The organism is Streptomyces vietnamensis (genome assembly GCF_000830005.1).
GTDB classification, from domain to species: domain Bacteria; phylum Actinomycetota; class Actinomycetes; order Streptomycetales; family Streptomycetaceae; genus Streptomyces; species Streptomyces vietnamensis.
In genome coordinates this window covers 3,549,738-3,573,595 of sequence record NZ_CP010407.1, presented here as the reverse complement: position 1 = coordinate 3,573,595, position 23,858 = coordinate 3,549,738, and the positions used below count along the sequence as shown (strand labels likewise).

Genomic DNA, 23,858 nt, shown 5'->3' with positions numbered 1-23,858 from the left:
CCGAGGGGCCGGATCTTCGTACGGTGATCGCCATGGCCGTACTTGAGCGACTCCGACCCGACCACGCACCCGCCCTGCTCGCCTTCGAGCGGGAGAACCGGGCGTACTTCGCCGCGCGCGTGCCCGACCGGGGGGACGCCTACTTCGAGGAGTTCGACGCCCGGCTCCGGGAGCTGATCGAGGCGCAGGAGGCGGGCGAGATCCACTTCCACGTGCTCGTCGCCGAGGGCGGGGAGATCGTCGGGCGGGTCAACCTCGTCGAGGTGGACGCCGACGCGGGCAGCGCCGAGCTCGGCTACCGGCTCGCCGAGAAGGCGACCGGGCGGGGGCTCGCCACCCGCGGGGTGCGGGAGGTGTGCCGGCTGGCCGTCGAGGAGTACGGGCTCAGCCGGCTGACCGCCGTCGTGACCGTGGGCAACGACGCGTCGAGCGCCGTGCTCGCCCGGGCCGGGTTCGGGGCCGTGGGCGGCATGACGCTCGACGGCGAGCCGTGCACCGCGTACGAGCTGGACCTGACGACCGTCCGGGGCCTGTCCGGCGGTTCAGGGTCGGACAGGCCCTAGGCGTCGGGCCTCGGGGGCAGTTTCGGGCGGGAGCGGTCCGGCAGTGACTCGTAGCCCGGGGGGCTCGCCGCGGGGGTCTCGTCGAGGAGCGCGAGGGCGATGTGGACCGCGTCGTCGAGCTGGGCGTGCCGGCCCTCGGCCCAGTCGAGGGGGGTGCGCAGGACCGCGAGGTCGGGTTCGACGCCGTGGTTCTCCAGGGACCAGCCGTACTCGGGGAACCAGGCCGCGTTCATCGGGACGGTGATCTGGGTGCCGTCGCCGAGCCGGTGGCGGCCGGTCATGCCGACGACCCCGCCCCAGGTGCGCTGCCCGACGACGGGGCCGAGGCCGAGGATCTTGAACGCGGCGGTGATCATGTCGCCGTCGGAGGAGGTGGCCTCGTCGGCGAGGGCGACGACGGGGCCGCGCGGGGCGTTGGAGGCGTACGACACGGGCTGGGCGTTCCTCGTGAGGTCCCAGCCGAGGATCTTGCGGGTCAGTTTCTCGACGACGAGTTCGCTGATGTTGCCGCCGGCGTTGCCGCGCACGTCGACGATGAGGGCGGGACGGGAGACCTCCCAGCGCAGGTCGCGGTTGAACTGGGCCCAGCCGGAGCCGCCCATGTCGGGGATGTGGAGGTAGCCGCAGCGGCCGCCGCTGAGCTCCCGTACCACCGCACGGCGTTTGGCGACCCAGTCGTGGTAGCGCAGGGGCCGTTCGTCGATGAGCGGGACGACGGCGACGCGGCGGGCGCGGCCCTCGCCCTCGGCGGGGGTGAAGGTGAGCTCGACGGTGGTGCCGCCGGTGCCGGAGAGCAGCGGGTACGGGCCGGTGACCGGGTCGACGGGCCGGCCGTCGACGTGGGTGAGGACGGCGCCCTCGCGGATGCCGGTGCCGGCGAGCGGGGAGCGGGCCTTGGAGTCGGAGGACTCGCCGGGGAGGATGCGTTTGACCGTCCAACCGGCTTCCCGCGGCACGAGGTTGGCGCCGAGCAGGCCCATCGGCCGCTGGTAGTGCGGCGGTCCCTCGTTGCGGCGGGCGGGCGTGACGTACGCGTGCGAGGTGCCGAGTTCGCCCATGACCTCGCGGAGCAGGTCGGCGAACTCGTCGGGGGACGCGACCCGTTCGACGAGCGGCCGGTACTGGTCGAGGACGGCCGTCCAGTCGACGCCGCCCATGTCGGGCTCCCAGAAGTAGGCGCGGACGATCCGGCCGGCCTCGTCGAAGGCCTGCCGCCATTCGGCGCCCGGGTCGATCTCGTGCAGGATGCGCCGCAGGTCCAGGTAGACGGTGGAGTCGCCGTCGCCGGACTCGGTGGCGGGCACGGCCCGCAGTTCGCCGTCGTCGGCGACGACGAGCCGGGTGCCGTCGCCGCTGACCGCGAACCAGTCGAGGTCCTTGGCGAGTTCGCTCTTGCGGGCCTTGGTGATGGAGAAGTGCTCCAGGGTGGGCTTGCCGGAGGTGTCGGCCGGGTTGGCGAAGGTCTCGCCGAGCGCGCCCGAGATGGGCCAGCGCAGCCAGACCAGGCCGCCGCCGCTGACCGGGTGCAGCGCCGAGTACTTGGAGGCGGCGACCGGGAAGGGCGTGACCCGGTCGGGGAGCCCCTCGATCTCGACGGTGACGGTGCCGTCGGCGGTCTCGGCGTCCTCGTCCGTGGGGTCGAGGCCGCCGGCCGCCGGGCGCCCGTCGGGGAGCAGTGCGAAGGGGGAGGGCGTGGCGGAGGAGAGCGGGACGAGGTAGGGGCGGCAGCCGAGCGGGAAGGACAGGTCGCCGGTGTGCACGTCGTACACCGGGTCGAAGCCCCGCCAGGAGAGGAAGGCGAGGTAGCGGCCGTCGCGGGTGAAGACCGGGTTCTCGTCCTCGAAGCGGCCGTTGGTGACGTCGACGACGGTGCGGGCGCCGGGGCCCGAGATCCGGGCCATCTTGATGGAGCGCAGGGAGCGGCCGATGCCCGGGTGGGACCAGGTGAGCCAGTCGCCGTCGGGGGAGAAGGCGAGGTCGCGGACGGGTCCGTTGACGGAGCGGATCAGCTCGGTGACCTCGCCGTTGGACTCCTCGGTGGCGTCGAGGAGGAGGAGCCGGCCGTCGTGGGAGGCGATCGCGAGCCGCTCGCCGTCCGGGTCGGAGACGAGTTCCTCGACCCGGCCGAGGTCGCCCGAGGCGAGCCTGCGGGGCGGCCGGTCGCCGCTGGCGCGCGGCAGATAGGCGACCTCGACGGCGTCCTCGCCCTCGGCGTCGGTGACGTACGCGACCTGGCCGCCGCTGCCGAGCATCTCGGGGAGCCGGACCCGGACGCCGGGGGAGTCGATGATGGTGCGGGCGGGGCCGTCGCGGTGCGTCAGCCAGTACAGGCTGCCGCGCACGGAGACGGCGGAGGCCCGGCCGGTCTCGTCGACGGAGAGCGCGTCGATGTGGTGGGCGGCCGGCACCTGGTAGCAGCGGCGGCCGACGCGCTGGCCGCCGAGCCGCACCTCCAGCTTGCGGGGGCGGGAGTCGGCGGTGAGGGCGTCGACGATCCACAGCTCGCCCGCGCACTGGTAGACGACCCGGCGGCCGTCGCTGGAGGCGTGCCGGGCGTAGAAGTCGTCGTGGTCGGTGTGACGGCGCAGGTCGGTGCCGTCGGGCCGGCAGGAGTAGAGGTTGCCGATGCCCTCGTGGTCGGAGAGGAAGGCGATCCGCCCGCCGACGGTCATGGGGGCGTCGATGTGCCCGCCGAGGTCGGGCAGCAGCCGTTCGCCGTGGAGCCAGAGGCGGCCGGTGGCGCCGCCCAGGTACCGCTTCCAGGCGGCCGGCTCGTGCGGCGGCTTCCCGGTGAGCAGGAGGCTGCGGCGCTCGCCGTCGTTCCCGGTGATCGCGGTGTCGTCGGTGACCGCTATGTCCGAGACGGGGCCCCAGGGCAGGCGGAGGCCGGGGGAGCCGTCGGTGGGGACGGTGTACGCCCAGGAGTAGTACGAGAAGGGCTGCCCGTGCGAGGAGACGGCGAGGATGTCGGAGCGGCCGTCCTTGTCGGGGGGCGTCCAGCCGCAGACCCGGGTGTCGGTGGAGCCCCAGTAGGTCAGCCGCCGGGCGGTGCCGCCGTCGATGGGGACGAGATGGATCTCGGGGTCGAGGCTGCGCCAGTTCGTGTACGCGATGTGCCGCCCGTCCGGCGAGAAGCGCGGGTGCCCGACCCGCGTCCGGTCGACCGTGAGGCGCCAGGCCCGGTCGGGGCGCTCGCCCTCGGGGGCGAGCGGGGCGAGCCAGAGATCGTCCTCGGCGGCGAAGCACAGCAGGTCGTCGTGGAGGTGCGGGAAACGGAGATACGCGACGTCGTCACTCACCTCCTCATGCTTTCCGCGCGGAGGGGGTGAGGCAACTCGTACGTGTATGCGGGCGTCCTTGTGAATGCGCGCACGATGTGGCCCAGGACACGTACGAAACGGTTTCGTTTCGCTGAGGGGGTGGGTATATCGTTCCTGGTGTACGAAACCGTTTCGTTCGGATCGGAGACCGGCCATGGCACGCAGCAGACTCACTCCCGAGCGGGAGTCCGAGCTGTACGCGGCCGTGCTCGAACTCCTCCGTGAGGTCGGCTACGACGCCCTCACCATGGACGCCGTCGCCTCCCGCACCCACTCCAGCAAGGCCACCCTCTACCGCCAGTGGGGGAGCAAGCCGGAGCTGGTCGCCCGGGCCATGCGGCACAACAAGCCGGTCGACATCACCGAGATCGACACCGGCTCGCTCCGCGGCGACATCCAGGAGATGATCGCCCACACCGACGACTGCCAGATGGACAAGGACGCCGCGCTGATGCGGGGTCTCGCCCATGCCGTCCACACCAACCCCGAACTGCACCGGGCGCTGCGCGAGCTGCTCATCGAACCCGAGATGAACGGCCTCGACGAGGTGCTGCGCCGAGCGGTCCGCCGGGGCGAGATCAAAGCCGACAACCCGGCGCTGAAGCTCGTCCCGCACATGCTGATCGGTGCGTTCATCGCCCGCCCGCTGATCGAGGATCAGCCGGTCGACCGCGCCTTCCTCAGCGCCTACTTCGACGCCGTGGTGCTCCCCTCACTCGGCGTCTGATCACCTGAAGCTCCACCTCTCCACCTGACGACGAACCGCTCACGCCGTCGGGCCGGCTCCCCATGCCCTGTCCCGCCCCACCCTGGGAGTACGCCCCCGTGGCCACGTTCCTCTACAAGCTGGGCCGCGCCGCCTTCCGGCGCCGCCGGCTCGTCGCCCTCCTCTGGGTGGCGCTCCTCGCCCTCGCCGGCGTCGGTGCCGCCACCGCCCCCACCCCGACCTCCAGCTCCTTCTCGATACCCGGCACCGAGGCCCAGCGCGCCTTCGACCTGCTCGAAGAGCGCTTCCCCGGCGCCGGAGCCGACGGGGCCACCGCCCGTGTCGTCTTCAAGGCCCCCGCGGGCGAGAAGATGACCGACCCGGCGCACAAGGCCGTCGTCGAGGAGACCGTCGCCGCGCTCAAGTCCGGCTCGGACCAGATCGTCCAGGTCACCGACCCGTACACCGCGCACGCCGTCTCGCAGAACGGCTCCACCGCCTACGTCTCGGTCTCCTACAAGGTCAACGGGATGGAGCTGACCGACGAGACCCGCGAGGCCCTCAAGGACGCCGGTCACGACGCCCAGGGCAAGGGGCTGACCGTCGAGATCGGCGGCGACGCCCTCCAGACCATGCCCGAGCAGGGCGCGAGCGAGGCCATCGGCATCGTCCTCGCCAGCATCGTGCTCGTCATCACCTTCGGCTCGCTCGTCGCGGCCGGGCTCCCGCTGCTCACGGCGGTCATCGGCGTCGGCATCGGCGTCTCGACGATCACCGCGCTCGCGAACGTCCTGGACCTCGGCACCACCACCTCCACGCTCGCGTCGATGATCGGCCTCGCCGTCGGCATCGACTACGCCCTCTTCATCGTCTCCCGCTACCGCGCGGAGCTCGCCGAGGGCCGGGACCACGAGGAGGCCGCGGGCCGCGCGGTCGGCACGGCCGGCTCCGCCGTCGTCTTCGCCGGACTCACCGTCGTCATCGCCCTGGTCGGCCTGGCCGTCGTCAACATCCCGATGCTGTCGAAGATGGGCTTCGCCGCCGCCGGCACGGTCGTGATCGCCGTACTGATCGCGCTCACCCTGATCCCCGCCCTGCTCGGCTTCGCCGGGAACAAGGTCGTCGGCCGCAAGCAGCGCAAGGGACCGAAGAACGACCTCCAGAAGGACGCCAAGCCCAACGGCGGCACCCGCTGGGCCCGCTTCGTCATCCGCCGCCCGCTGATGGTCCTGATCGTCGGCGTCCTCGGCCTCGGCGCGATCGCCGTGCCCGCCGCCTCCCTGGAGATGGGCCTCCCGGACGACGGCGTGAAGCCGACCTCCACCTCCGAGCGCCGGGCGTACGACGCGCTGTCCGACGGCTTCGGCCCCGGCTTCAACGGCCCGCTGCTCGTCGTCGTGGACGGCGACAAGGCGACCGCCGACCGGACGGTCTCCACGATCAAGGGCCTCGACGGCTGGGCCGCGGTCACCCCGGCGACCCCGAACAAGGCCGGCGACGCCGCCATGATCACCGTGGTCCCGAAGGACCGGCCGTCCTCGACCGCCACCGAGAACCTGGTCCACGACATCCGCGACGCCACCGGCGACGACGTCCTCGTCACCGGCGCCACCGCGATGAACATCGACTTCTCGCAGAAGATGAACGACGCCCTGGTGCCCTACCTGGCCCTCGTCGTCGGCCTCGCCTTCGTGCTCCTGACCCTGGTCTTCCGCTCGGTCCTCGTCCCCCTGAAGGCGGCCCTCGGCTTCCTGCTCTCGGTGGTCGCGGCCCTCGGCGCGGTCGTCGCGGTCTTCCAGTGGGGCTGGCTCGGCAGCCTCTTCGGGGTCGAGCAGACCGGCCCGATCATGTCGATGATGCCGATCTTCATGGTGGGCGTCGTCTTCGGCCTCGCGATGGACTACGAGGTCTTCCTCGTCACCCGGATGCGCGAGGCGTACGTGCACGGCGAGCGGCCCGGCGAGGCGATCGTGACCGGCTTCCGGCACAGCGCCCGGGTGGTCACCGCCGCCGCGGTGATCATGATCGCGGTCTTCTCCGGCTTCATCGGCATGGACGACCAGATGGTCAAGATGATCGGCTTCGGCCTGGCCGTCGCGGTCCTCTTCGACGCCTTCGTGGTCCGCATGGCGATCGTCCCGGCCGTGCTGGCGCTCCTCGGCCACAAGGCCTGGTGGCTGCCGAAGTGGCTGGACCGGCTCCTGCCGAACGTGGACGTGGAGGGCGAGGGCCTCGCGAAGTCCGCGCCCGCGAGCGAGGGCGGTGCCGCGAAGCCGGACCTCGTGAAGGTCTGACGCCGGATCGCTCCGTACGCCGGATCGCTCCGTACGCCTGATCCGTACGCCGTCAGTGTGTCGTCATCGACGTACTGGCGGCGTACGTGTGCTTCAGGAAGCGGAGCAGGGCCGTGGTGTCGAACTGGACGACGGTGACCCCGTCCCCCGTGTGGAGCTCGACGACCGTCTGGACGCGGCCGCAGGGCCAGACCCCGATGTCGCCGCGGCGGGTCGGGGCGCGCATGCCGGTCTCCAGGAGGGCGCGGGGGAAGGACCACTCGACGGCGCCGGGGAAGCCGAAGCGGACCGTCGCCGGGGAGGAGTCGGGATCGTAACGGAGGGACACCGGGACCGGGCGGGAGAGCGGGGCGTCGCTGATGATGCGTCCCTTGGCATGGTCGTCGACTCTGCGGTCGTGCGCGCCGGCCATCGGGGGCTCCTCACGTGTTGTCCTCTTATCGACTAATTGTCGGCCAATGTCCCTTCTTCTTCCCGGCGAGCGCGCGCCGCATGCGCATACGGCCGGGGGTGTGGGCAGGGTCACGCGCCCCCGCGCGCCGCCGTCCTGTCATCGATGCGCTCTTGCAAGCTCTTCGCAGGAACGCCTTATCATTCCGGACGTGCATGTACCTGACGGATTCATCAACGCCCCCGTATCGGCCGCCGCCGGTGTCGTCGCCGCCGGCGCCGTCGCCGCCGGCCTGCGTGGAGCCCGCAAGGAACTCGACGAGAGGACGGCCCCGCTCGCCGGCCTCGTCGCGGCCTTCATCTTCGCCGTCCAGATGCTGAACTTCCCGGTCGCCGCCGGGACCAGCGGACACCTCCTCGGCGGGGCGCTCGCCGCGATCCTCGTCGGGCCCTGGACCGGAGTCCTGTGCATCGCCGTCGTCCTGCTCATGCAGGGCATCCTCTTCGCCGACGGCGGCCTCACCGCCCTCGGCGTGAACATCACCGTCATGGGCGTCGTCACCGTCGTCGTGGCCTACGCGCTCTTCCGCGGCCTGGTCCTCGTCCTGCCGCGCACCCGCCGCTCGGTGACCGTGGCCTCGTTCGCCGCCGCGCTCGTCTCCGTACCGGCCGCGGCGACCGTCTTCACCCTGATCTACGCGATCGGCGGCACCACCGACGTCCCCGTCTCCAAGGTCCTCACGGCCATGGTCGGCGTGCACGTCCTCATCGGCGTCGGCGAGGCCGTCATCACCATGCTGACCGTCGGCGCCGTCGTCGCCGTCCGCCCCGACCTGGTGTACGGCGCCCGCGGCCTGACCGCGCCGCTCAAGCTCCGCGTGGACGGCGAGCTGGTCGACGCGGCCCCTTCCGCGAGGCCCGTCGCGAAGGGCTCCCCGAAGAAGCTGTGGATCGGCGGCGTCGTCACCGCCCTCGTCCTCGCCGGCTTCGTCTCCTTCTACGCCTCCGCCAGCCCCGACGGCCTGGAGAAGGTCGCCGCCGACCAGGGCATCGACAAGAACGTGGAGAAGCACGCCGCCGCGGACTCCCCGCTCGCCGACTACGGCGTCAAGGGCATCGAGGCCCCCCGCCTCTCCGGCGGCCTCGCCGGCGCGATCGGCGTCGGCGCGACCCTGGCCGTCGGCACCGGCGCCTTCTGGGTCGTCCGCCGCCGCAAGACCGCCGCCCTGGAGGCGTGACATGGGGGCGGGGCACGCGCACAAGCTCTACCGGCACGGGCACTCGCCGGTCCACGAGCTGCCCCCGCACACCAAGCTCGCCGCCGTCCTCGGCTTCGTCGTGGTCGTCGTCTCGACGCCCCGCGAGGCCGTCTGGGCCTTCGCCCTGTACGCGGTCCTGCTCGGCGTCGTCGCCGGGCGGGCCCGCGTCCCGGCCGGCTTCCTGCTGCGACGGCTCCTCATCGAGATCCCGTTCGTCGCGTTCGCGCTGCTCATGCCCTTCGTGGTCCCCGGCGAGCAGACGGAGGTCCTCGGGGTCTCGCTGAGCGTCCCCGGCCTGTGGGGCGCCTGGAACGTCCTCGCCAAGGGCACCCTCGGCGTCGCCGCCTCCGTGCTCCTCGCCTCCACCACCGAACTGCGGGCCCTGGTCCTCGGCCTCCAGCGGCTCAAACTGCCGCCGCTGCTCGTCCAGATCGCCTCGTTCATGATCCGGTACGGCGACGTCATCACCGACGAGATGCGCCGCATGTCCGTCGCCCGCCGCTCGCGCGGCTTCGAGGCGAAGGGCGTCCGCCACTGGGGCGTCCTCGCCAAGTCCGCCGGCGCGCTCTTCATCCGCTCGTACGAGCGCGGCGAACGCGTCCACCTCGCCATGGTCAGCCGCGGCTACAGCGGCACCATGCCGGTCATCGACGAGGTCACCGCCACCCGCGCCCAGTGGACGTACGCCGCCGCCCTGCCGCTCTCCGCACTCCTGATCTGCCTCCTGGGATGGACCCTATGACTGGGATGGACCCCGTGACCGCCCCCTCGCTCGAGGTCTCCGGCCTCGCGTACGCGTACCCCGACGGCCACCAGGCCCTCTTCGGCGTGGACCTGACCGTCGGGCGCGGCGAGCGGGTCGCCCTCCTCGGTCCCAACGGCGCCGGCAAGACCACCCTCGTCCTCCACCTCAACGGCATCCTCACCGGCGGCGCGGGCAGCGTCACCGTCGCCGGGCTTCCGGTCGGCAAGAAGCACATGGCCGAGATCCGGCGGAAGGTCGGCATCGTCTTCCAGGACCCCGACGACCAGCTGTTCATGCCGACCGTCCGCGAGGACGTGGCCTTCGGCCCGGCGGCGGCGGGCATCCGGGGCGCCGAGCTCGAAGCGGTCGTCCAGAAGGCCCTCGCGAGGGTCGGCATGGCGGAGTTCGCCGACCGGCCGCCGCACCACCTCTCCTTCGGGCAGCGCCGCCGGGTCGCCGTCGCGACCGTCCTCGCCATGGAGCCGGAGATCCTCGTCCTCGACGAGCCGTCCTCCAACCTGGACCCGGCCTCCCGCCGCGAGCTCGCCGACATCCTCCGCACGCTCGACGTCACCGTCCTCATGGTCACCCACGACCTGCCGTACGCCCTGGAGCTCTGCCCGCGCTCGGTCATCCTCAGCGAGGGCGTGATCGCGGAGGACGGTCCCACCGCCGCGATCCTCTCGGACGAGGAGACGATGGCCCGGCACCGCCTGGAGCTGCCGTTCGGCTTCGTACCGAGCTCCGTCGCCTGACTTTGGTCCGACCGGCTGGATGTGCCGGTGGGTCGTGCCGGGGTGCTCCGTGCGGCGGCGGAGCCGGGGCTATGAAGGGAATCGAACGGAATCGGATGAGAGTTCGCCATCCGGTCATTCCGGCCATCCCCGAATGTCCAACCTCAGGAGTCGCATGATGCGCCCCATCAGATCCGCCTGCCTCGGAGCGGCCACCGCCCTGGTCACCCTCCTCGCCTGCGCCCCCGTCGCGGGCGCCGCCGCGACGGACACCGGTTCCGCCCACGTCGGGGGCAAAGCCCGGACCTTCTCGCTCAAGTCCGTGGTGCAGGAGCTGCACCGCTTCCCCGTCACCCCCGCCGTCCCCGGCAGCGTCCTGCAGGGCGATCGGGTCGTCATCCACTCGGACCTCCTCGACGAGGCGGACAACAAGGTCGGCGACACCGACGGCACCTGCACCACCACCCGGAGCGGGGACCCGATGTTGGTCGACGAAGCGGAGCAGTGCATCGTGACCTACACCCTCCCGGAGGGGCAGATCACCGTGCAGGGGATGTACTACAACTACGTCTCCCAGGGGCCCTTCGACAACGCGATCACCGGCGGCACCGGGAGGTACGACAAGGCTCGCGGCTCGCTCCACTCCGAGACGATCGCCACGACCCCCAGGATCGTGAGGCGCGTCACGTTCGACCTCGTCTGACCTCGCCCGACGTCCGCCTGACCCCGGAATCAGGCTTTCTCCCCCCGCGTTGCACCATGGGAGTCGGTCGTACGAGAGAGAGTGTGGGTCAGGTGGACGTCCAGGGCACGGTGGCGGCGGGCTGGGAGCCGGTCAGGGACGCGTTCCTGCGCAACTTCGAGCAGCGGGGCGAGCGCGGGGCGGCCGTCGCCGTCCACCGGGACGGCGTGCGGGTCGTCGACCTGTGGGCGGGCACGAAGGACGCCGACGGCACGGAGCCGTGGACGGCGGACACCGCCCAGGTCGTCCGCTCCGCCACCAAGGGCGTCTCCGCCGCCGTCCCCCTGCTCCTGCACCAGCGCGGGCTGCTCGACCTGGACGCCCCCGTCGCCGCGTACTGGCCCGAGTTCAAGGCCCACGGCAAGGACCGCGTGACCGTACGGCAGCTGCTAGCGCACCGGGCCGGCGTCCCCGTCCTCGACCGCCCGCTCACCCTCGCCGAGGCGGTCGACCTGTCGACCGCGACGGAGGCGATAGCCGCCCAGGCCCCCGCCTGGGAGCCCGGCACCGCCCACGGCTACCACGCCCACACCTTCAGCTGGCTGCTCTCCGGCCTGGTCCACCGGGTCACCGGCCGCACCATCGGCCGCTGGGTCGCCGAGGAGATCACCGGCCCCCTCGGCCTCGACCTGTGGATCGGCCTGCCCGAGGCCGAGGCCCACCGGGTCGGCCGGCTCGGCCCCGTCGAGGAGATCGACCCGCCCGGCAGCGGCGCCCTCAAGCTCCGCCCCAAGCGCTCCGTCACCGAGGCCTACCAGGACCCCGGCTCCCTCACCCGGCGCGCCTTCGGGGTCATCGACCCCAAGCCCGACGAGAACGACCCCGTCTACCGGGCCGCCGAACTGCCCGGCTCGGCGGGCGTCGCCACCGCCCGCGCGCTCGCCCGCTTCTACGCCGCCACCCTCGGCCCCGTCGACGGTGCCGAGCGCCTCTTCGCCCCGGCGACGCTCACCCTGGCCGGTACGGAGGAGTCCGCGGGCCCGGACCGGGTCCTCCTGGTCGGCACCCGCTTCGGCCTCGGCCACATGCTGCACGGCCCGGCCTCCCCGCTCCTCGGCCCGTCCTCCTTCGGCCACCCCGGCCGCGGCGGCTCCCTCGGCTTCGCCGACCCGGACACGGGGATCGCCTTCGGGTACGTCACCAACGGCATGCGGAAGACGGTCACGGCCGACCCGCGCGCCCAGGCCCTGGTGCGCGCGGTGCGCTCGGTGACGGGCTGAAGAAGAGGTCCCCTCAGGCTGAAAAAGAAGGTCTCCTCAGGCTGAAATCCGTTCCCCGGGCGGCGACTTGACATTGTGAGCGGCCGACGGGCCGTCCCCGGCCACCTGGCCGATACCGTGTGCCCGCTCCACCGACCATGGAGCGAGCGCGGGGGTGCGTGGTGATCGAGATTCCGCTGCGGCGGTCCGGGTACGGAACGGTCCGGATCGCCGACAGCCGGCTCTGGGAGACGTACGGCAGCATCGGGCTGCTCTCCACCCGGCGCGGCCTCGCGCCCTGGCCGTACACCAACTGGGACCGGGCGGCCCGCCGTTCGCTGACCCGGGCCGGGGTGACCATCCCGGGCTGGCTCGTCCATCTGTACCGCGCCCGCGGCGGCGCCCTCCCCTCCTTCCTCCTCGCCGTCCCGGACCCGTCCAGGGGCGAGCTGACGGCGGACCTCGCGGCCCTCGCCGCCGTTCCCCCGGCCCGCGTCCGGGAGGAGCTGGAGCAGTGGTTCCCGCAGGGCGTCCCCGCCGAGCTGGGGACCCTGTACGCGGACCCGGCGGCCCGCCTCGCCGAACTGTGCGAGTTCATCCCCCGGTACTGGCGGGCGGCCCTGGCCCCGTACGCCGCGCCCCTGCGGGTCGCCACGGAGGAGGACATCCTGCTGCGGGCCCGGATCCTCGCCACCCAGGGCCCGGAGCGGCTGCTCGGCTCCCTGCGCGGACGGCGGCTCACCCGGAAAGGTGACGTGCTGAGGCTGCACGTCGGGCCCGTGGTGAGCGGCCGGACCGCGGTGCCGTGCGTCTCCCGACTCGTCCTCGTCCCCCTGGTGTTCGGCAAGGGAGCCCCGTACTCCGCGTCCGCCCCGGACGGCACGACGGCCGTCGCCTACCAGGCCGAGGGGGCCGCCGTCCTGCTCGGGGAGACGCCCCCGCCGGCCCGCCGGGGCCTCGCCGAGGGGCCCGCGCGCGGGGACCGCCTGGAGATCCTGCTCGGCCGCAGCCGGGCCGGCGTCGTCCGCGGCCTCGTCGCGCCCACCACCACCTCGGACCTCGCCGCGACCCTGGGCCTGGCCCCGAGCACCGTCTCCGAGCACCTCACCGCCCTGGTCGCCGCGGGCGTGGTGCGGCGGCGCAGGGAGGGCGTACGGGTGCTGTACGAACTGGACGGGGCGGGTGTCGCGCTGCTCCGGCACATGGACAACAGGCGTAGGGTCAACGCGCCGGAGAACCAGACCAGTTGAAACCAGGAGGAACCGAATGACCACGGATGCCACGGACGCCACGGGTGTCACGGATGCCATGGGCGTCACGGATGTCGCAGGTGTCGCGGATGCCGCGGGCGTCGACACGTACGAGAAGCTGCTCGCCCTGCTCGACGAGCGCGGCGCGGCCTACCGGGTGATCGAGCACGCCCCCGAGGGCGCCACCGAGGCGGTCAGCGCGCTCCGGGGCCACACGCTCGACCGGGCGGCCAAGTGCATCATCGCCATGGTGAAGATCGGCAAGAAGGAGAAGCGCTTCGCGCTCGTCGTCGTCCCCGGCGACCGGCGCATCGACCTGAACGCCGTCAAGGCGCTGTACGGCGGCACGTACGTCTCCTTCGCCTCCCCGGAGATCGCCGAGGAGCTCGCGGGCTCCCCGAGCGGCACGATCCTGCCGTTCGCCTTCGACGAGCGCCTCGAACTGATCGTGGACCCGGACCTGTTGGTCCACCCGGAGTTCTTCTTCAACGCGGCCCGGCTCGACCGCTCGCTGGCCCTGGCCACCGAGGACTACCGGACGATCGCCGAACCGCGCGTGGAACGGGTCTCCTCCTGACCGCGCCTCAGGCCACGGACGGCGTGAGGGCGAGCACCATCCCCAGGCCGACGAGGATGGTCCCGATGACCTTGTTGAGCACGCTCTGCCGCTGCAACAGCCGGGTGCGCAGGGACTGGTTGGAGAAGAGCACGGCGGCCAGCGCGAACCAGACCAGGTGCGCGAGCGACATGAACAGGCCGTAGCCGATCTGCTGGAAGAGCGGGGTGTCGGCGCTGACGACCTGGGTGTAGGTGCTCAGCACGAAGAGCATGGTCTTCGGGTTGAGCGCGTTCGTCAGGAACCCGGTGCGCAGCGCCCCCGCCTTCGAGAGGCCGGCGTCGCTCGACAGGTCGATGTCCACCTGGGCCTTGGTGACGAAGGTCTTGTACCCGATGTACACCAGGTACGCGGCGCCGATCAGTTTCATCGCCGTGAAAAGCATCGGGGTACGGGTCACCAGAAGTCCCACGCCCAGCATGGTGTAGGTGACGTGGACGAGAACGCCCAGGGAAATGCCGACGGCGGCGAGAACACCGGCGGTCCGCCCGTACAGATAACTGTTCCGCACGGTCATCGCGAAGTCCGCGCCGGGACTGATGACTGCCAGAATGGTGATGACCGCTACGGCGATTAGCTGACCCATTTTCCCGTCTTCTCACTCAGGTGGGAACGGGCGCGGGGGCGCCGTGGTGGCCGCCCCCGCGCCGTACCGTGCTCCGGACACTTACGGCTTGTGACGGTAGGTGATCACGAGCACGTCGCGCGAGGCCGGGAGGGCGGGATCGATCTGCTCGATGGGCGTGACGCCGTGGTAGACCCGCTCGTCGTTGACGAGCGCCACGTCGAGGACGTCGGTGAGGGAGAACTTCTCCACCGGCTGCTTGTCCAGGTTGAAGACGGTGCTCTCGCCGCCGGTGGCGTTCGAGCGGCCGATCATCGCCATCAGGACGAAGGTGACGCCGTCGCGGTGGACGCCCTCCGGGGTCGGCAGGCCGACCTCCTCGCCGTTCACCTCGATGCGGAACTGGTGGGCCTCGATGTGCCAGCCCGAGTACGGGGCGAGGCGGCCGAAGATGTCGCAGCCCAGCGTGAGCAGGCTGTCCATGGTGGCGCCGCGCAGGCTCTGCTCCTCGAACGGCTCGTAGTGCCGGGCGACGCCGCCGTTGAGGTTGTTGTAGTCGAGGCCCTGGTAGTGCGGCTGGTGGGGCTCGACGCGGTAGTCGGCGCTCGCCGGGGGCGCGCTCAGCGTGGCGTGCCGGCGCCGGCGGTAGCGCCCGCCGTCCGCCATGTACCCGTCGAGCGGCATGCGGGACCAGCTCTCGCGGAAGGACTCCAGGTCGTCGAGGGCGGTCTCGGAGCGCCGCAGGAGGAGCGACTTCACCTTGTCGCCGGAGATCAGATCGAAACTCCGGGAGGAAAGGGAGGAGCAGATCTCCTCGACGCCGGACTCGTACGAATCGTCCCCGTGCTGCTGCGAAGCCATTGTCTCCCCCTGGGTCAAAAGCAATAGTCGGCGGGGTGGATCGTGCTCTCGGCGGCGGACGGGTGTCAAAGGGTTTCGGCCCAGGCCGAATGGCCGAGAATTTACGCTCTCCGACTGTCTCCGAGCATTCGTCCGGGAATTCGATGAACGGCGTGTTGCGAAAAGGTTTCACAGAGCGTTTTCAGCGTTGCCGCTCCAGGATGAGGACGGCTTCGGTGATGACGCTCATGCGGTTGGGGCTGGTGCGGGATCTGCGGAAGATCTGCCAGGACTTCAGGCGTGCCATGCCGCGTTCGACCGGCGCCCTCGCCGCGGCCGGGGCCTGGTTGGCGGTGCGTTGGGTGAGGGTGAGTTCACCGCCCGGCGGGCGTTTGAGTCCGGTGGTGACCCACTCGACCAGGGCATGCGGGAGGTCGAGTGCGGCAGGACAGGGAACCGACAAGGCTCCCGTGCCGGTGGGTCGAGACGTCGAACACCTCCCCCGACGGCACGGGAGCCTTGTGCGTTGCGGCCCTCACCTCGGTCCAGTCGGCGTCCCCCGATCAGTGGCCTCGTCGAAAACGCTCAGTGCCCGAGCGTGTCCTTGGCCTTCTGGCCGGTCTGCTTGGCGTCCGCAGCGGCCTGCTCGGCCTTTCCCTTGACCTCCATGCTCTCGTTACCGACTGCCTTGCCGGTGCCTTCCTTCACCTTGCCCTTCATCTTCTTGCCGACGTTCCGGGCCTTCTTCTCCATGGCCATTCCTGTTCACCTCCGACCTCTTCTCGTTCTCCGTATGTCCGGATGTCAGGCCTCGACCCGGAGCCATCGCGGCAACAGGGCGTGCGACCCGGCACGCACCAGCCGCCCGGCCATCCACCGCCCGCCCCGTGCCGCCACCCGCAGGCCCCACCCCGTCATCCGCGTGGAAGCGCGGCACGTCAGGGCCCTGGGACTCCACCGGCGACGGGTGAGTTTCATGAATGTCGCCTGCTGGCCACCAGGCGATAGAGCCCCAGGAGGATGAGAGACCCCACAATGGCGGCTATCCACGTGGAAAGCTCGAAGAAACCGTCGATCGAGTCGACGTCGAAAATGACCTTGCCGAGCCAACCTCCCAAAAGGGCGCCGGAAATTCCGATCAGTATCGTAAGGATGAAACCACCGGGGTCCCGGCCCGGCATCAGGGCCTTCGCGATGATTCCCGCGAGCAGGCCCAGCACTATCCAGCCGATGATGCTCATGAGCACCCTCTTGTCAGCGCGCCGATGTTCTATAACCTCGTCTGCACCGATCGGCCCGTCCTAAACATGGACAATCCGTGCGGCGGCGCCGACCGGGACCGCTTCGAGGACGAACCGGACGAGGGCTGGACCGGCCAGCCGGACGTCACGCTGATGGGCGCGGTCCGCTGCTCACGGGCGGCCCTGCCGCACCTCGCGGCGGCCGGCGGACGCGGGGCGATCGTCACGATCGGCTCGGTCAACGCGGAGGCGGACTTCGGCAACCACGCCTACAGCGCGGCGAAGGCGGCCCTGGCGTCGCTGACCCGCACCCTGGCGGGCGACGCCGCCCCGCGCGGGGTCCGGGTCAACCGGATCAACCCGGGCACGATCGCGACGAGGGCCTGGACGGGCAAGGAGGACCGACTCGCCGCCCTGGCCACCCGCGTGTACCCCCTGGGCCGCGTCGGCGCCCCGGAGGACGTGGCGGCGGCGGTGGCCTTCCTGGCCTCCACGGACGCCTCCTGGATCACGGGCGCCACCCTCCGCGTGGACGGCGGCCTGCTCGCGGTGCACACGCACTTCGCGGAGGTGCTGGGCGACTGACGGCCCATCAGGCAAGTGTCGTGACGGCTGGGAGCCGACTCACCGATCTGCGATGCTCAGCCGACCGGTCCCGTCATCGCGTGCGGCACCACCGCCGGGTCACCCCGCCCGCAGCATCAGCCCGATCCCCACCACCATCAGGCCCGCCGCCGCGATCCTCGGGGCGCCGAAGCGTTCCTTGAAGAAGAGGGCGCCGATGGCCGCGCCCACGATGATGGAGGACTCGCGGAGCGCGGCGATCGGGGCCAGCGGGGCCTTCGTCTGGGCCCACAGGACCAGGGCGTACGCCGCGACCGACAGGGCCGCGCCGAGCAGACCCCGGGCCGCGTACGGGCGGAGTTCGGGGAGGAGGGCCGCGCGGCGGGTCCACAGGGCGTACGCCGGGATCGCGAGGCCCTCCAGGACCATCAGCCACCCGATGTACCCCAGCGGGGTGCCGGAGGCGCGGACGCCGACGCCGTCGACGACCGTGTACAGCGCGATCGCCAGGCCCGTCGCACCCGCCGCCAGCAGCGCCGGCCAGTGCGGGCGACTCCCACCGCCCCGGATGCCCCACAGGGCGAGGCCCGTCAGGCCCGCGCAGGCCACCGCCACCCCGAGCAGCTGCCAGCCGCCCGGCACCTCGTGGAGGAAGACCGCCGCGAGGACGGTCACGACCAGCGGGGCCGTACCGCGGGCGATCGGGTACATCTGGCCGAAGTCCCCGAGCGAGAACGACCGCATGAGCAGGGCCATGTACCCGACGTGCAGGGCCGCCGAGGCGACCAGGTACGGCCACGCCCCCGCCGCCGGCGGCGGTGCGAAGCAGGCCACGGCCAGACCGATCAGCGCCCCGCCGCCGGATATCAGCGTGAAGGAGAGCAGCTGGTCCTTGATGTGGTGCGCGATCGCGTTCCAGCTCGCGTGCGTGACGGCCGCGAGCAGGACCGCCAGCGTGACGAGCGGGGTCACTTCACGGGCTCGCGGACGTCCACGAGCGTGCCACCGGCGTGCGTGACCAGCGTCTTCGGGTCCAGCGCGAACACCGTGTGCGGGGTGCCCGCCGCCGCCCACACCACCTCGTGGTCGAGGATGCCCCGGTCGGCGAGGACCCGCGTCCGCGTCCGGTGCCCGAACGGCGGGACGCCCCCGATCGCGTACCCCGTCGTCTCCCGGACCACCTTCGCGTCCGCTCGGGTCACCTTCTCCGCGCCCAGCTCCTGCCGTACGCGCTCGACGTCCACCCGCGACGCGCCGTCCATCAGGACGAGGACCGGCACCCCGTCGGCCGCGAAGATCAGCGACTTCACGATCTCGCCGACCGCGCAGCCGATGGCCTCGGCGGCCTGCTGGGCGGTCCGGGTCTCGTCCGGGAAGCGGCGGATCTCGACGTCGAGACCCAGCTCCCGGAGGGCGGCGGCGAACTGGGGGTGGGCGGCGGAGGCGGTGTCCTCGTCGGTCGTCATGGCCCGCACGCTAGCGGTCGGTGTACGGGCCACGCGACAGAGTTCCGGCACTCGGTCACCCCGCCTTGAGGACCCGCGCGACCACCGGGCCCGCCGCGTCGCCGCCGTGACCGCCCGACTGGACGACGGCCGCGGCCGCGAGGTCGCCCGAGTAGCCGGTGAACCAGCTGTTGGACGTGGCCTGGCCGTCGAGCTCGGCCGATCCGGTCTTCGCGCCCTTCGGGGAGGGGACCCCCGTCATCGCCTTCGCGGCGGTGCCGTTCGTCGCCGTCTCCCGCATCATCCGGCGCAGGCCGGCCGCGATCTCGGGGGCCAGCCGGTCCGCCTTCGCGAACTCGCGGTCGTCGACCTTCCGCGCCACCAGGTACGGCTGGAGGAAGCCGCCGTTCTTCGCGGTCGCGGAGAGCGAGGCGACGTTCAGGGCGCTCATCGTGATCTTGCCCTGGCCGATGTACGAGGCGGGCGTCTCGGCGCCCGCGGACTCGGGCACGGAGCCGTCCGCGGCCTGGACGCCGATGTTCCACGTCTGGCCGATGCCGAAGGAGTCGCGGGCGGTCGCGCCGAGGGCGGTGTCCGCGATGCCCTTGTCACTGAGCTTGGTGATCGCCTTGATGAAGGCGGTGTTGCAGGAGCGGCTGAAGGCCTCGGTGAGGGTGCCGCCGGTGATGCTGAACCTGTCGAGGTTCTGGAAGGTCCTGCCCCGCGACAGGACGTCGGAAGGACACTCGACCCGGGTGCCGGGCGTCGCCAGACCGTTCTGCATCATCATCGTCGCCGTGACGATCTTCATCGTCGAACCGGGGGCCTGCTGCCCCATGAGCGCGGTGTTGAATTCCTTGGCGGGATTGTTGGCGACCGCCCGTATCGCCCCCGTCGACGGCTCGATCGCGGCCACCGAGGCCGAGTCGAACTCCTTGACGGCCTTCTCGGCCGCCGCCTGGACGCCCGCGTCGATGGTGGTCTCCAGGGTGCCCGGCCTGCCCTTCGACAGGACGAGGAGGGGGGTGTCGGCGACGCCCGCCGTGCCCGAGTCGATCCAGGTCTCGACGCCGGGGGTGCCACCCGCCTTCGACGCGTACCGCCTGCGCAGTTCGTTCAGGACCGGCCCGAGCGAGGGGTACTTCTCCGCCGTAAGCTCCACGCCGTCGTGGTCGACGGCCTTCACCTCGGCGGTCTTCGCGACGCCCGTCCGCAGGGTGCCGGAGGCGGTCAGCTTCGGGTGGAGGACGGCCGGCTGCCACTTCACCAGCGGGCGGCCGGTGGACTGGCCGCGCACCACGGTCAGTTCGGAGGAGTACGACCAGTCCTTGGAGACGCCCTCGTGCGAGATCGTCGCCCGTACCGTGAACGGCACCCTCGCCCCGACCGGCGTGCCCGGCGTGATGACCGCCTTCGAGACCTTCGCGCCCTCCCGGTACGCGGCGACCGCGGGCCCCGCCGTGACCGGGTCGTTCGTCAGCTGGGCCGCCCGGTCCGACTCCCCGGCGGCCCAGGCGGCCAGGAAGTCCCCTGCGGTCCGCGTGACTTCCTCACCGGTGACCGGGCCCGTCCTCGGCGCCTCGTCCGCGAGGCCCTTGACGTTCGTGTCGCCGCCCGTGACCCCGTTCCAGAGGTTGTAACCCCCGTAGCCGACCCCGCTCGCCACGACGGCGAACACGCCCCCGACGATCGCGACCTTGGCTCCGCTGCGCATGACTGCGCCTCCCCTCCCCAGGTGGACCGACGAGTCAAGCAGTCAGGACCTTCGCGTGTCGAGCAACTGTCGCCATATCCGTCACACCCGACCCATCGGCCCGCCCTTCTCGGCTACGATGATTTGAACACGTTCAAGTCATCTGGATCGGGGGCGGGGCATGCACGTCGATGCGCGAAACGGTGTTCATCCATGGCAGTTCGGCCTCGTGCTGCTCGCCGCGCTCACTCCCGTGGCCGCGTCGATCGCGTGGCTGGACCAGGGCTTCGCCGATCCTTCCCTTCTTTCCCTGGTCCTCGCGACCGCCGGGGTGACCGCCGTACCGCTGTTCCTCCACGCCGGTTCGTCGGGCTTCGTCTCGGCCATCGGAGTCATCTCGGTGTTCCTGCTCGTGTGGAGCTACATCGCCGCCATGGCGGGGATGTTCGTCTTCTTCCCCTCGGTGCTGCAGCTCTGGCTGGCCGCCGCGGCGGACCCACGACGGCGGCCGACGGCGGCCAAGGTGATGGCCGGCGCCGGCCTCGCGCTGTCGGTGCTCCTCCTGGCGCACTTCTACGGCGAGTGACCACGGGCGAGTGACCACGAGCGGGAGGGCACGACCACCGGTCGCGCCCTCCCGCTCGTGGTCTCCCCGCTACACCCAGGTGTCGAGCCACATCCTGTTCCGCCACTGGTCCATCGGAATGGGAGTGCCGGTGTAGAGGGGCCAGAAGTAGATGAAGCCTCGCGACTCCACGGCCCTAGGGTCGTGACCAGCGATTTCTTCAGTGCTCGCAGTCTGGCGGGCGCTGCTGGGCCGTCTTGGGGCCGTGATCATGGATCGGTTGCCCGCGTGATCAGCTCGTGGTCGAGGTGTCCAGCGCACTTGATCCCCGTTGCGGGAGCAGCGGCACTGGCGTGGAGTAGGCGACCTACTTGGAGAGTCGGGCGTCCCCCCACGCTCCGTAAGAGTAATCGTTGTAGTACTCACCCGCAGTGAATTTTACTTTCAATTTCAAAGTCTGAATCCCTGTCACTCCGATATGGATTTTGACGGGAGTCCCCTTCCCTAGTTCAGTGCTTCGCAAGCTTCGGCCGTCGCCGAAAATCTCAAATGTCAACCGTCCCCCTGTGGGGGAGGGGTCGGTAACTCCGATGGTCGCATCAAAAGCCTTCCACTGGCCGCCGAGGTTGTACTCGACTTCATTGGCTGGGATGGAGTTCTTGTCGACTCGGAGGGCGATGCTTTGAGGGAATGTTTCCCCGCGCAGTTCTACGGAGCCTGGGTCCGTGCCGTAGCTTGCACTCAAGGCCTCCATGTCCACCAGGTATTTCGTCTCAAGTGGTCGAGGGGCGGCCGGGGTCTTACTTGGTGGGGTGGGTGAGGGGGTGCCCCTGGAAGGTTCGTCGGCGACGACGGGGTTTGGGGTCTTCACGTCCACCTGTTTGGTATCGTCTGATTTAATGCCAAAAAAAAATGGCTACGATCAAGCCGGCGATGCCGATGAGTGCGAAAAAAATATTCCAGCGGTGCTGATGATGGTCGCTTGTCATGTGGCAAGTATGGGAATTCCTCCAAGGGGGGATTGGTTTCTAGGGGCGTGTCGACGGCTGCGTGTGCGGGCCCCGATGCATCGCGGCCCGCACGCGCTTTTCTATTCGTACGCGCTGTCGAATTCGTGAGACAAGTCGTATAGGCTCTCCACTGCCTTGCGGGTCCGCCCCTCGCTACTCGACATGAGGTGCGTGTACGTCCGGAGCGTGAACCCGGGGTCGGCGTGGCCGAGGTACTGGCTCAGGGCCCGGATGTTCTCGCCGGCGTCCAGGAGCACGGAGGCGTAGAAGTGCCTCAGGGCGTGCATGCCGTGTTCCGGGGCCGACGCGTACCGCTCGCCCTCCTCCGGCTCCGGGATGATGCCCACAGCGGCGAGAGCGGGCTTCCACATGAAGTCGTTGAAGTGGCTCACCCGGATGTGGCCGCCGGCCGCCCCGGTGAAGAGGAGCGACTTGGTCACGAGCGGCCCGTCGGGGGTTCGCCAGGGGAGCGTGACCTTGACGGGCGGGTGCCGCTCCGAGTGCGCCTGAAGCGCGGCCGACACGGACGGAGGAAGGGGCACGTCTCGCACCTTGCCACCCTTCGGGAGAGCGAAGACGAACTTGCCCCGGATCCGCTTGAGCTGATGCTCCACGGAGATCCAGCCGCCGTCGTGGTCCACCTCGTCCTCGGACAGGCCGAAGACTTCTCCCTGCCGCAGTCCGCATCCGCCGGCCGCGTCCACGGAGGCCCTCAGACGCTCCGGCAGGGCGGCCCGCACGCCGAACACCTGGGCTGCCGTCCAGGGGACGACGCGGGTGTGGCTGGCTTTCGGGATCTGGATGGACTTGGCCTTGCACGGGTTCTTCGAGATGAGTCCGTCGTCCAGGGCCGCGCTGAACGCGGCCGAGACGGTGCCGAAGACGATCCGGCGGTGGGAGGCCGCGGGCACGCTGGACTCCAACTCGCCGAGCCACGTGCGGATGTGACCGGGCTGGAACGACGCGAGTGGCCTGGTCCCGATGTACGGGAACGCGTGCAGGCGGAGCCTTCGCTCGGCGGCCTCGCGGCTGTTCACCTCGGTCGTGTGCGTCGCCACCCACTTCTCCGCGAACTGCCGGAAGGTGACGCGGCCCGCCCGTGGGTCGACGTACTGTCCCCGCGCCATGTCGGCCGCCGTCTCGATCAGCCACAGCTCGGCGAGGCGCTTCTGCTTGTCGGGGAAGCTCTTGGACTTCTCCGTGCCGTCGGGGCCGATGTATCGGGCCCGGTAGCGCATGCCCGTGCCGTAGCGGTCGGATTTGACCCGGCGGGGCTTGTCGTCGGGGCCCTTCTCGGTCTTGTACCAGCGGTCTTGGATGTGGCCAGCCATGTGGGCTGCGTCCTCTCGGTTGGTGGGGTGCCTGCCTTCAGGGAGGGAGGCATGGGGGTGCCGTGGAAGCGGCTATGAAGGGGTTTCGGGGCGGCTGGGGAGCGTGCCTCCCTGCCTCCCTGGATGAGGCTTTGTGCAGGTCACCGGCAGGGAGGCGGTCAGGGAGTTCTCCCTGCCTCCCTGGCCGGATAGGCTGCGCGCGGTTGTCGTCGTCTAGCGGCCGAGGACTCCGTACGCCGGTTCGCCCGGCTGCGGAACCCCGGGTTCGAATCCCGGGCGGCAGCCACATGGCCCGCCGGGCCCCACCGGGGCCAGTGAGAGCGAGGCGCCCCGGGGTTATCGGCTCCGTGACGGCCGTGACGCGGGCGTGACCGCCGTGACTCCGCCCCCTTTACCCGCCTTACCTCGCAGGTCAGCGACCTTTACCGCCCCCTCTACCGGGGTAAAGGGCTCCCCCTACCTGAGCGGCTCCGGCGGGGGTGTGACGGTGGGGCGTGACGGGGGTGTGACGCCGTCACGGGTAGCGGGAGGGGCTCTACCTTCCGCTCGGCCGGCGCGTCAGGCGGCGTCGGTGGCTTCCTGGTGCTGGACCCAGGTGCGGACAGCAGCAGGGTCGTAGCGGACGTGGCGGCCGACACGGAAACCGGGCGGGCCGGTGCGCTGCTTGCGCCAGTGGTAGACGGTCTCGATAGGGACGGCGAACATCGCTGCGATGTCCTCGGGGGTGAGATAGCGGTCCGGAAGCCCGGCGCGCAGGGTCTCGATCGGCTTGCTGACCATGAGAGT

At 71.0% G+C, this 23,858-nt stretch carries 23 protein-coding genes and 2 pseudogenes; 12 read left to right on the top strand and 13 right to left on the bottom strand.

Annotation, left to right across the window (positions count from 1 at the left end; all coding sequences use genetic code 11):
* Positions 1-32: 32 nt before the first annotated feature.
* Positions 33-563, top strand: coding sequence for a GNAT family N-acetyltransferase (locus SVTN_RS15765; RefSeq protein ID WP_041133929.1), 531 nt, complete (start codon positions 33-35; stop codon positions 561-563).
* On the opposite strand, the gene SVTN_RS15760 is transcribed toward SVTN_RS15765, so the two are convergent.
* Complete coding sequence (locus SVTN_RS15760) at positions 560-3,862, bottom strand: S41 family peptidase (protein WP_041129675.1); 3,303 nt, start codon at positions 3,860-3,862, stop codon at positions 560-562. The two genes, SVTN_RS15765 and SVTN_RS15760, sit on opposite strands and share 4 nt — an antisense overlap.
* 175 nt (positions 3,863-4,037) lie before the next feature.
* Between SVTN_RS15760 and SVTN_RS15755 the strand changes: the two genes are divergently transcribed.
* Entirely contained in the window at positions 4,038-4,610 is a 573-nt protein-coding gene (locus SVTN_RS15755) for a TetR/AcrR family transcriptional regulator (RefSeq protein ID WP_041129674.1), read from the top strand.
* Positions 4,611-4,708: 98 nt separating this feature from the next.
* Positions 4,709-6,883, top strand: a complete 2,175-nt coding sequence (locus tag SVTN_RS15750; RefSeq protein WP_041129673.1) for an MMPL family transporter — start codon at positions 4,709-4,711, stop codon at positions 6,881-6,883.
* Between the two features lie 52 nt (positions 6,884-6,935).
* On the opposite strand, the gene SVTN_RS15745 is transcribed toward SVTN_RS15750, so the two are convergent.
* Complete coding sequence (locus SVTN_RS15745; RefSeq protein ID WP_041129672.1) at positions 6,936-7,295, bottom strand: SsgA family sporulation/cell division regulator; 360 nt, start codon at positions 7,293-7,295, stop codon at positions 6,936-6,938.
* A gap of 190 nt (positions 7,296-7,485) precedes the next feature.
* On the opposite strand from SVTN_RS15745, the gene SVTN_RS15740 reads away from it, so the two are divergent.
* The 7 genes from SVTN_RS15740 to SVTN_RS15710 all read left to right on the top strand — a co-directional run bounded on the left by SVTN_RS15740 (position 7,486) and on the right by SVTN_RS15710 (position 13,779).
* Positions 7,486-8,511, top strand: a complete 1,026-nt coding sequence (locus SVTN_RS15740) for an energy-coupling factor ABC transporter permease (protein WP_041129671.1) — start codon at positions 7,486-7,488, stop codon at positions 8,509-8,511.
* A 1-nt stretch (position 8,512) separates the two neighbouring features.
* Entirely contained in the window at positions 8,513-9,274 is a 762-nt protein-coding gene (cbiQ, locus tag SVTN_RS15735) for a cobalt ECF transporter T component CbiQ (protein ID WP_041129670.1), read from the top strand.
* Positions 9,275-9,279: 5 nt separating this feature from the next.
* Complete coding sequence (locus tag SVTN_RS15730; protein ID WP_041129669.1) at positions 9,280-10,032, top strand: energy-coupling factor ABC transporter ATP-binding protein; 753 nt, start codon at positions 9,280-9,282, stop codon at positions 10,030-10,032.
* Positions 10,033-10,189: 157 nt separating this feature from the next.
* Positions 10,190-10,714 (top strand): allene oxide cyclase barrel-like domain-containing protein, encoded by a 525-nt coding sequence (locus SVTN_RS15725; RefSeq protein WP_041129668.1) that lies wholly within the window; start codon positions 10,190-10,192, stop codon positions 10,712-10,714.
* A gap of 92 nt (positions 10,715-10,806) precedes the next feature.
* Positions 10,807-11,973 (top strand): serine hydrolase domain-containing protein, encoded by a 1,167-nt coding sequence (locus SVTN_RS15720; protein ID WP_041133928.1) that lies wholly within the window; start codon positions 10,807-10,809, stop codon positions 11,971-11,973.
* A gap of 161 nt (positions 11,974-12,134) precedes the next feature.
* On the top strand, positions 12,135-13,202 hold the full coding sequence (locus SVTN_RS15715; RefSeq protein WP_159026459.1) for an ArsR family transcriptional regulator: 1,068 nt from the start codon (positions 12,135-12,137) through the stop codon (positions 13,200-13,202).
* A gap of 58 nt (positions 13,203-13,260) precedes the next feature.
* Positions 13,261-13,779, top strand: a complete 519-nt coding sequence (locus SVTN_RS15710) for a YbaK/EbsC family protein (RefSeq protein ID WP_052499669.1) — start codon at positions 13,261-13,263, stop codon at positions 13,777-13,779.
* Between the two features lie 7 nt (positions 13,780-13,786).
* Here SVTN_RS15710 and SVTN_RS15705 read toward each other — a convergent pair whose 3' ends face one another.
* The 5 genes and pseudogenes from SVTN_RS15705 to SVTN_RS15685 all read right to left on the bottom strand — a co-directional run bounded on the left by SVTN_RS15705 (position 13,787) and on the right by SVTN_RS15685 (position 16,464).
* Positions 13,787-14,404 (bottom strand): LysE family translocator, encoded by a 618-nt coding sequence (locus SVTN_RS15705; protein WP_041129667.1) that lies wholly within the window; start codon positions 14,402-14,404, stop codon positions 13,787-13,789.
* Between the two features lie 81 nt (positions 14,405-14,485).
* Positions 14,486-15,244: a 2OG-Fe dioxygenase family protein gene (locus tag SVTN_RS15700; protein ID WP_041129666.1), complete on the bottom strand. Its 759-nt coding sequence runs from the start codon at positions 15,242-15,244 to the stop codon at positions 14,486-14,488.
* A gap of 181 nt (positions 15,245-15,425) precedes the next feature.
* A pseudogene (locus SVTN_RS15695) lies at positions 15,426-15,635 on the bottom strand (transposase family protein); the annotation flags it as partial.
* Between the two features lie 173 nt (positions 15,636-15,808).
* On the bottom strand, positions 15,809-15,982 hold the full coding sequence (locus tag SVTN_RS15690; protein ID WP_041129664.1) for a CsbD family protein: 174 nt from the start codon (positions 15,980-15,982) through the stop codon (positions 15,809-15,811).
* 215 nt (positions 15,983-16,197) lie between these two features.
* Entirely contained in the window at positions 16,198-16,464 is a 267-nt protein-coding gene (locus SVTN_RS15685) for a GlsB/YeaQ/YmgE family stress response membrane protein (RefSeq protein ID WP_041129663.1), read from the bottom strand.
* Between the two features lie 90 nt (positions 16,465-16,554).
* Here SVTN_RS15685 and SVTN_RS15680 point away from each other — a divergent pair.
* A pseudogene (locus SVTN_RS15680) lies at positions 16,555-17,049 on the top strand (SDR family NAD(P)-dependent oxidoreductase); the annotation flags it as partial.
* A 99-nt stretch (positions 17,050-17,148) separates the two neighbouring features.
* Here the strand turns inward: SVTN_RS15680 and SVTN_RS15675 are convergent.
* The 3 genes from SVTN_RS15675 to SVTN_RS15665 are packed head-to-tail and all read right to left on the bottom strand — an operon-like array spanning position 17,149 to position 20,187.
* Positions 17,149-18,000, bottom strand: a complete 852-nt coding sequence (locus SVTN_RS15675; RefSeq protein ID WP_041129662.1) for a DMT family transporter — start codon at positions 17,998-18,000, stop codon at positions 17,149-17,151.
* The gene (locus tag SVTN_RS15670; protein ID WP_041129661.1) at positions 17,997-18,494 is read right to left on the bottom strand and encodes a YbaK/EbsC family protein; all 498 of its coding nucleotides are present in this window, start codon (positions 18,492-18,494) and stop codon (positions 17,997-17,999) included. Before SVTN_RS15670 ends, SVTN_RS15675 begins: the two co-directional genes overlap by 4 nt.
* A gap of 55 nt (positions 18,495-18,549) precedes the next feature.
* Complete coding sequence (locus SVTN_RS15665; protein ID WP_041129660.1) at positions 18,550-20,187, bottom strand: penicillin-binding transpeptidase domain-containing protein; 1,638 nt, start codon at positions 20,185-20,187, stop codon at positions 18,550-18,552.
* 160 nt (positions 20,188-20,347) lie between these two features.
* Between SVTN_RS15665 and SVTN_RS15660 the strand changes: the two genes are divergently transcribed.
* Positions 20,348-20,752 (top strand): hypothetical protein, encoded by a 405-nt coding sequence (locus SVTN_RS15660; protein ID WP_159026458.1) that lies wholly within the window; start codon positions 20,348-20,350, stop codon positions 20,750-20,752.
* Positions 20,753-21,098: 346 nt separating this feature from the next.
* Here SVTN_RS15660 and SVTN_RS42065 read toward each other — a convergent pair whose 3' ends face one another.
* From SVTN_RS42065 to SVTN_RS15650, 3 genes are all read right to left on the bottom strand, one after another.
* A complete protein-coding gene (locus SVTN_RS42065) occupies positions 21,099-21,608 on the bottom strand; it encodes an NPCBM/NEW2 domain-containing protein (protein ID WP_159026457.1) in 510 nt (169 codons plus the stop codon).
* A gap of 213 nt (positions 21,609-21,821) precedes the next feature.
* Positions 21,822-23,072, bottom strand: a complete 1,251-nt coding sequence (locus SVTN_RS15655; protein ID WP_041129658.1) for a tyrosine-type recombinase/integrase — start codon at positions 23,070-23,072, stop codon at positions 21,822-21,824.
* 558 nt (positions 23,073-23,630) lie between these two features.
* On the bottom strand, positions 23,631-23,852 hold the full coding sequence (locus SVTN_RS15650) for a helix-turn-helix transcriptional regulator (protein WP_041129657.1): 222 nt from the start codon (positions 23,850-23,852) through the stop codon (positions 23,631-23,633).
* Positions 23,853-23,858: the final 6 nt, after the last annotated feature.

Bases quoted from the DNA above. Each gene is read 5' to 3' on its own strand.
- SVTN_RS15650 (WP_041129657.1), bottom strand. From the start codon at position 23,852: ATGGTCAGCAAGCCGATCGAGACCCTGCGCGCCGGGCTTCCGGACCGC.
- SVTN_RS15655 (WP_041129658.1), bottom strand. From the start codon at position 23,072: ATGGCTGGCCACATCCAAGACCGCTGGTACAAGACCGAGAAGGGCCCC.
- SVTN_RS15765 (WP_041133929.1), top strand. From the start codon at position 33: ATGGCCGTACTTGAGCGACTCCGACCCGACCACGCACCCGCCCTGCTC.
- SVTN_RS15705 (WP_041129667.1), bottom strand. From the start codon at position 14,404: ATGGGTCAGCTAATCGCCGTAGCGGTCATCACCATTCTGGCAGTCATC.
- SVTN_RS15670 (WP_041129661.1), bottom strand. From the start codon at position 18,494: ATGACGACCGACGAGGACACCGCCTCCGCCGCCCACCCCCAGTTCGCC.
- SVTN_RS15665 (WP_041129660.1), bottom strand. From the start codon at position 20,187: ATGCGCAGCGGAGCCAAGGTCGCGATCGTCGGGGGCGTGTTCGCCGTC.
- SVTN_RS15755 (WP_041129674.1), top strand. From the start codon at position 4,038: ATGGCACGCAGCAGACTCACTCCCGAGCGGGAGTCCGAGCTGTACGCG.
- SVTN_RS15730 (WP_041129669.1), top strand. From the start codon at position 9,280: ATGGACCCCGTGACCGCCCCCTCGCTCGAGGTCTCCGGCCTCGCGTAC.
- SVTN_RS15745 (WP_041129672.1), bottom strand. From the start codon at position 7,295: ATGGCCGGCGCGCACGACCGCAGAGTCGACGACCATGCCAAGGGACGC.
- SVTN_RS15725 (WP_041129668.1), top strand. From the start codon at position 10,190: ATGCGCCCCATCAGATCCGCCTGCCTCGGAGCGGCCACCGCCCTGGTC.
- SVTN_RS15690 (WP_041129664.1), bottom strand. From the start codon at position 15,982: ATGGCCATGGAGAAGAAGGCCCGGAACGTCGGCAAGAAGATGAAGGGC.
- cbiQ (WP_041129670.1), top strand. From the start codon at position 8,513: ATGGGGGCGGGGCACGCGCACAAGCTCTACCGGCACGGGCACTCGCCG.
- SVTN_RS15710 (WP_052499669.1), top strand. From the start codon at position 13,261: ATGGGCGTCACGGATGTCGCAGGTGTCGCGGATGCCGCGGGCGTCGAC.
- SVTN_RS15700 (WP_041129666.1), bottom strand. From the start codon at position 15,244: ATGGCTTCGCAGCAGCACGGGGACGATTCGTACGAGTCCGGCGTCGAG.
- SVTN_RS15685 (WP_041129663.1), bottom strand. From the start codon at position 16,464: ATGAGCATCATCGGCTGGATAGTGCTGGGCCTGCTCGCGGGAATCATC.
- SVTN_RS15660 (WP_159026458.1), top strand. From the start codon at position 20,348: ATGCACGTCGATGCGCGAAACGGTGTTCATCCATGGCAGTTCGGCCTC.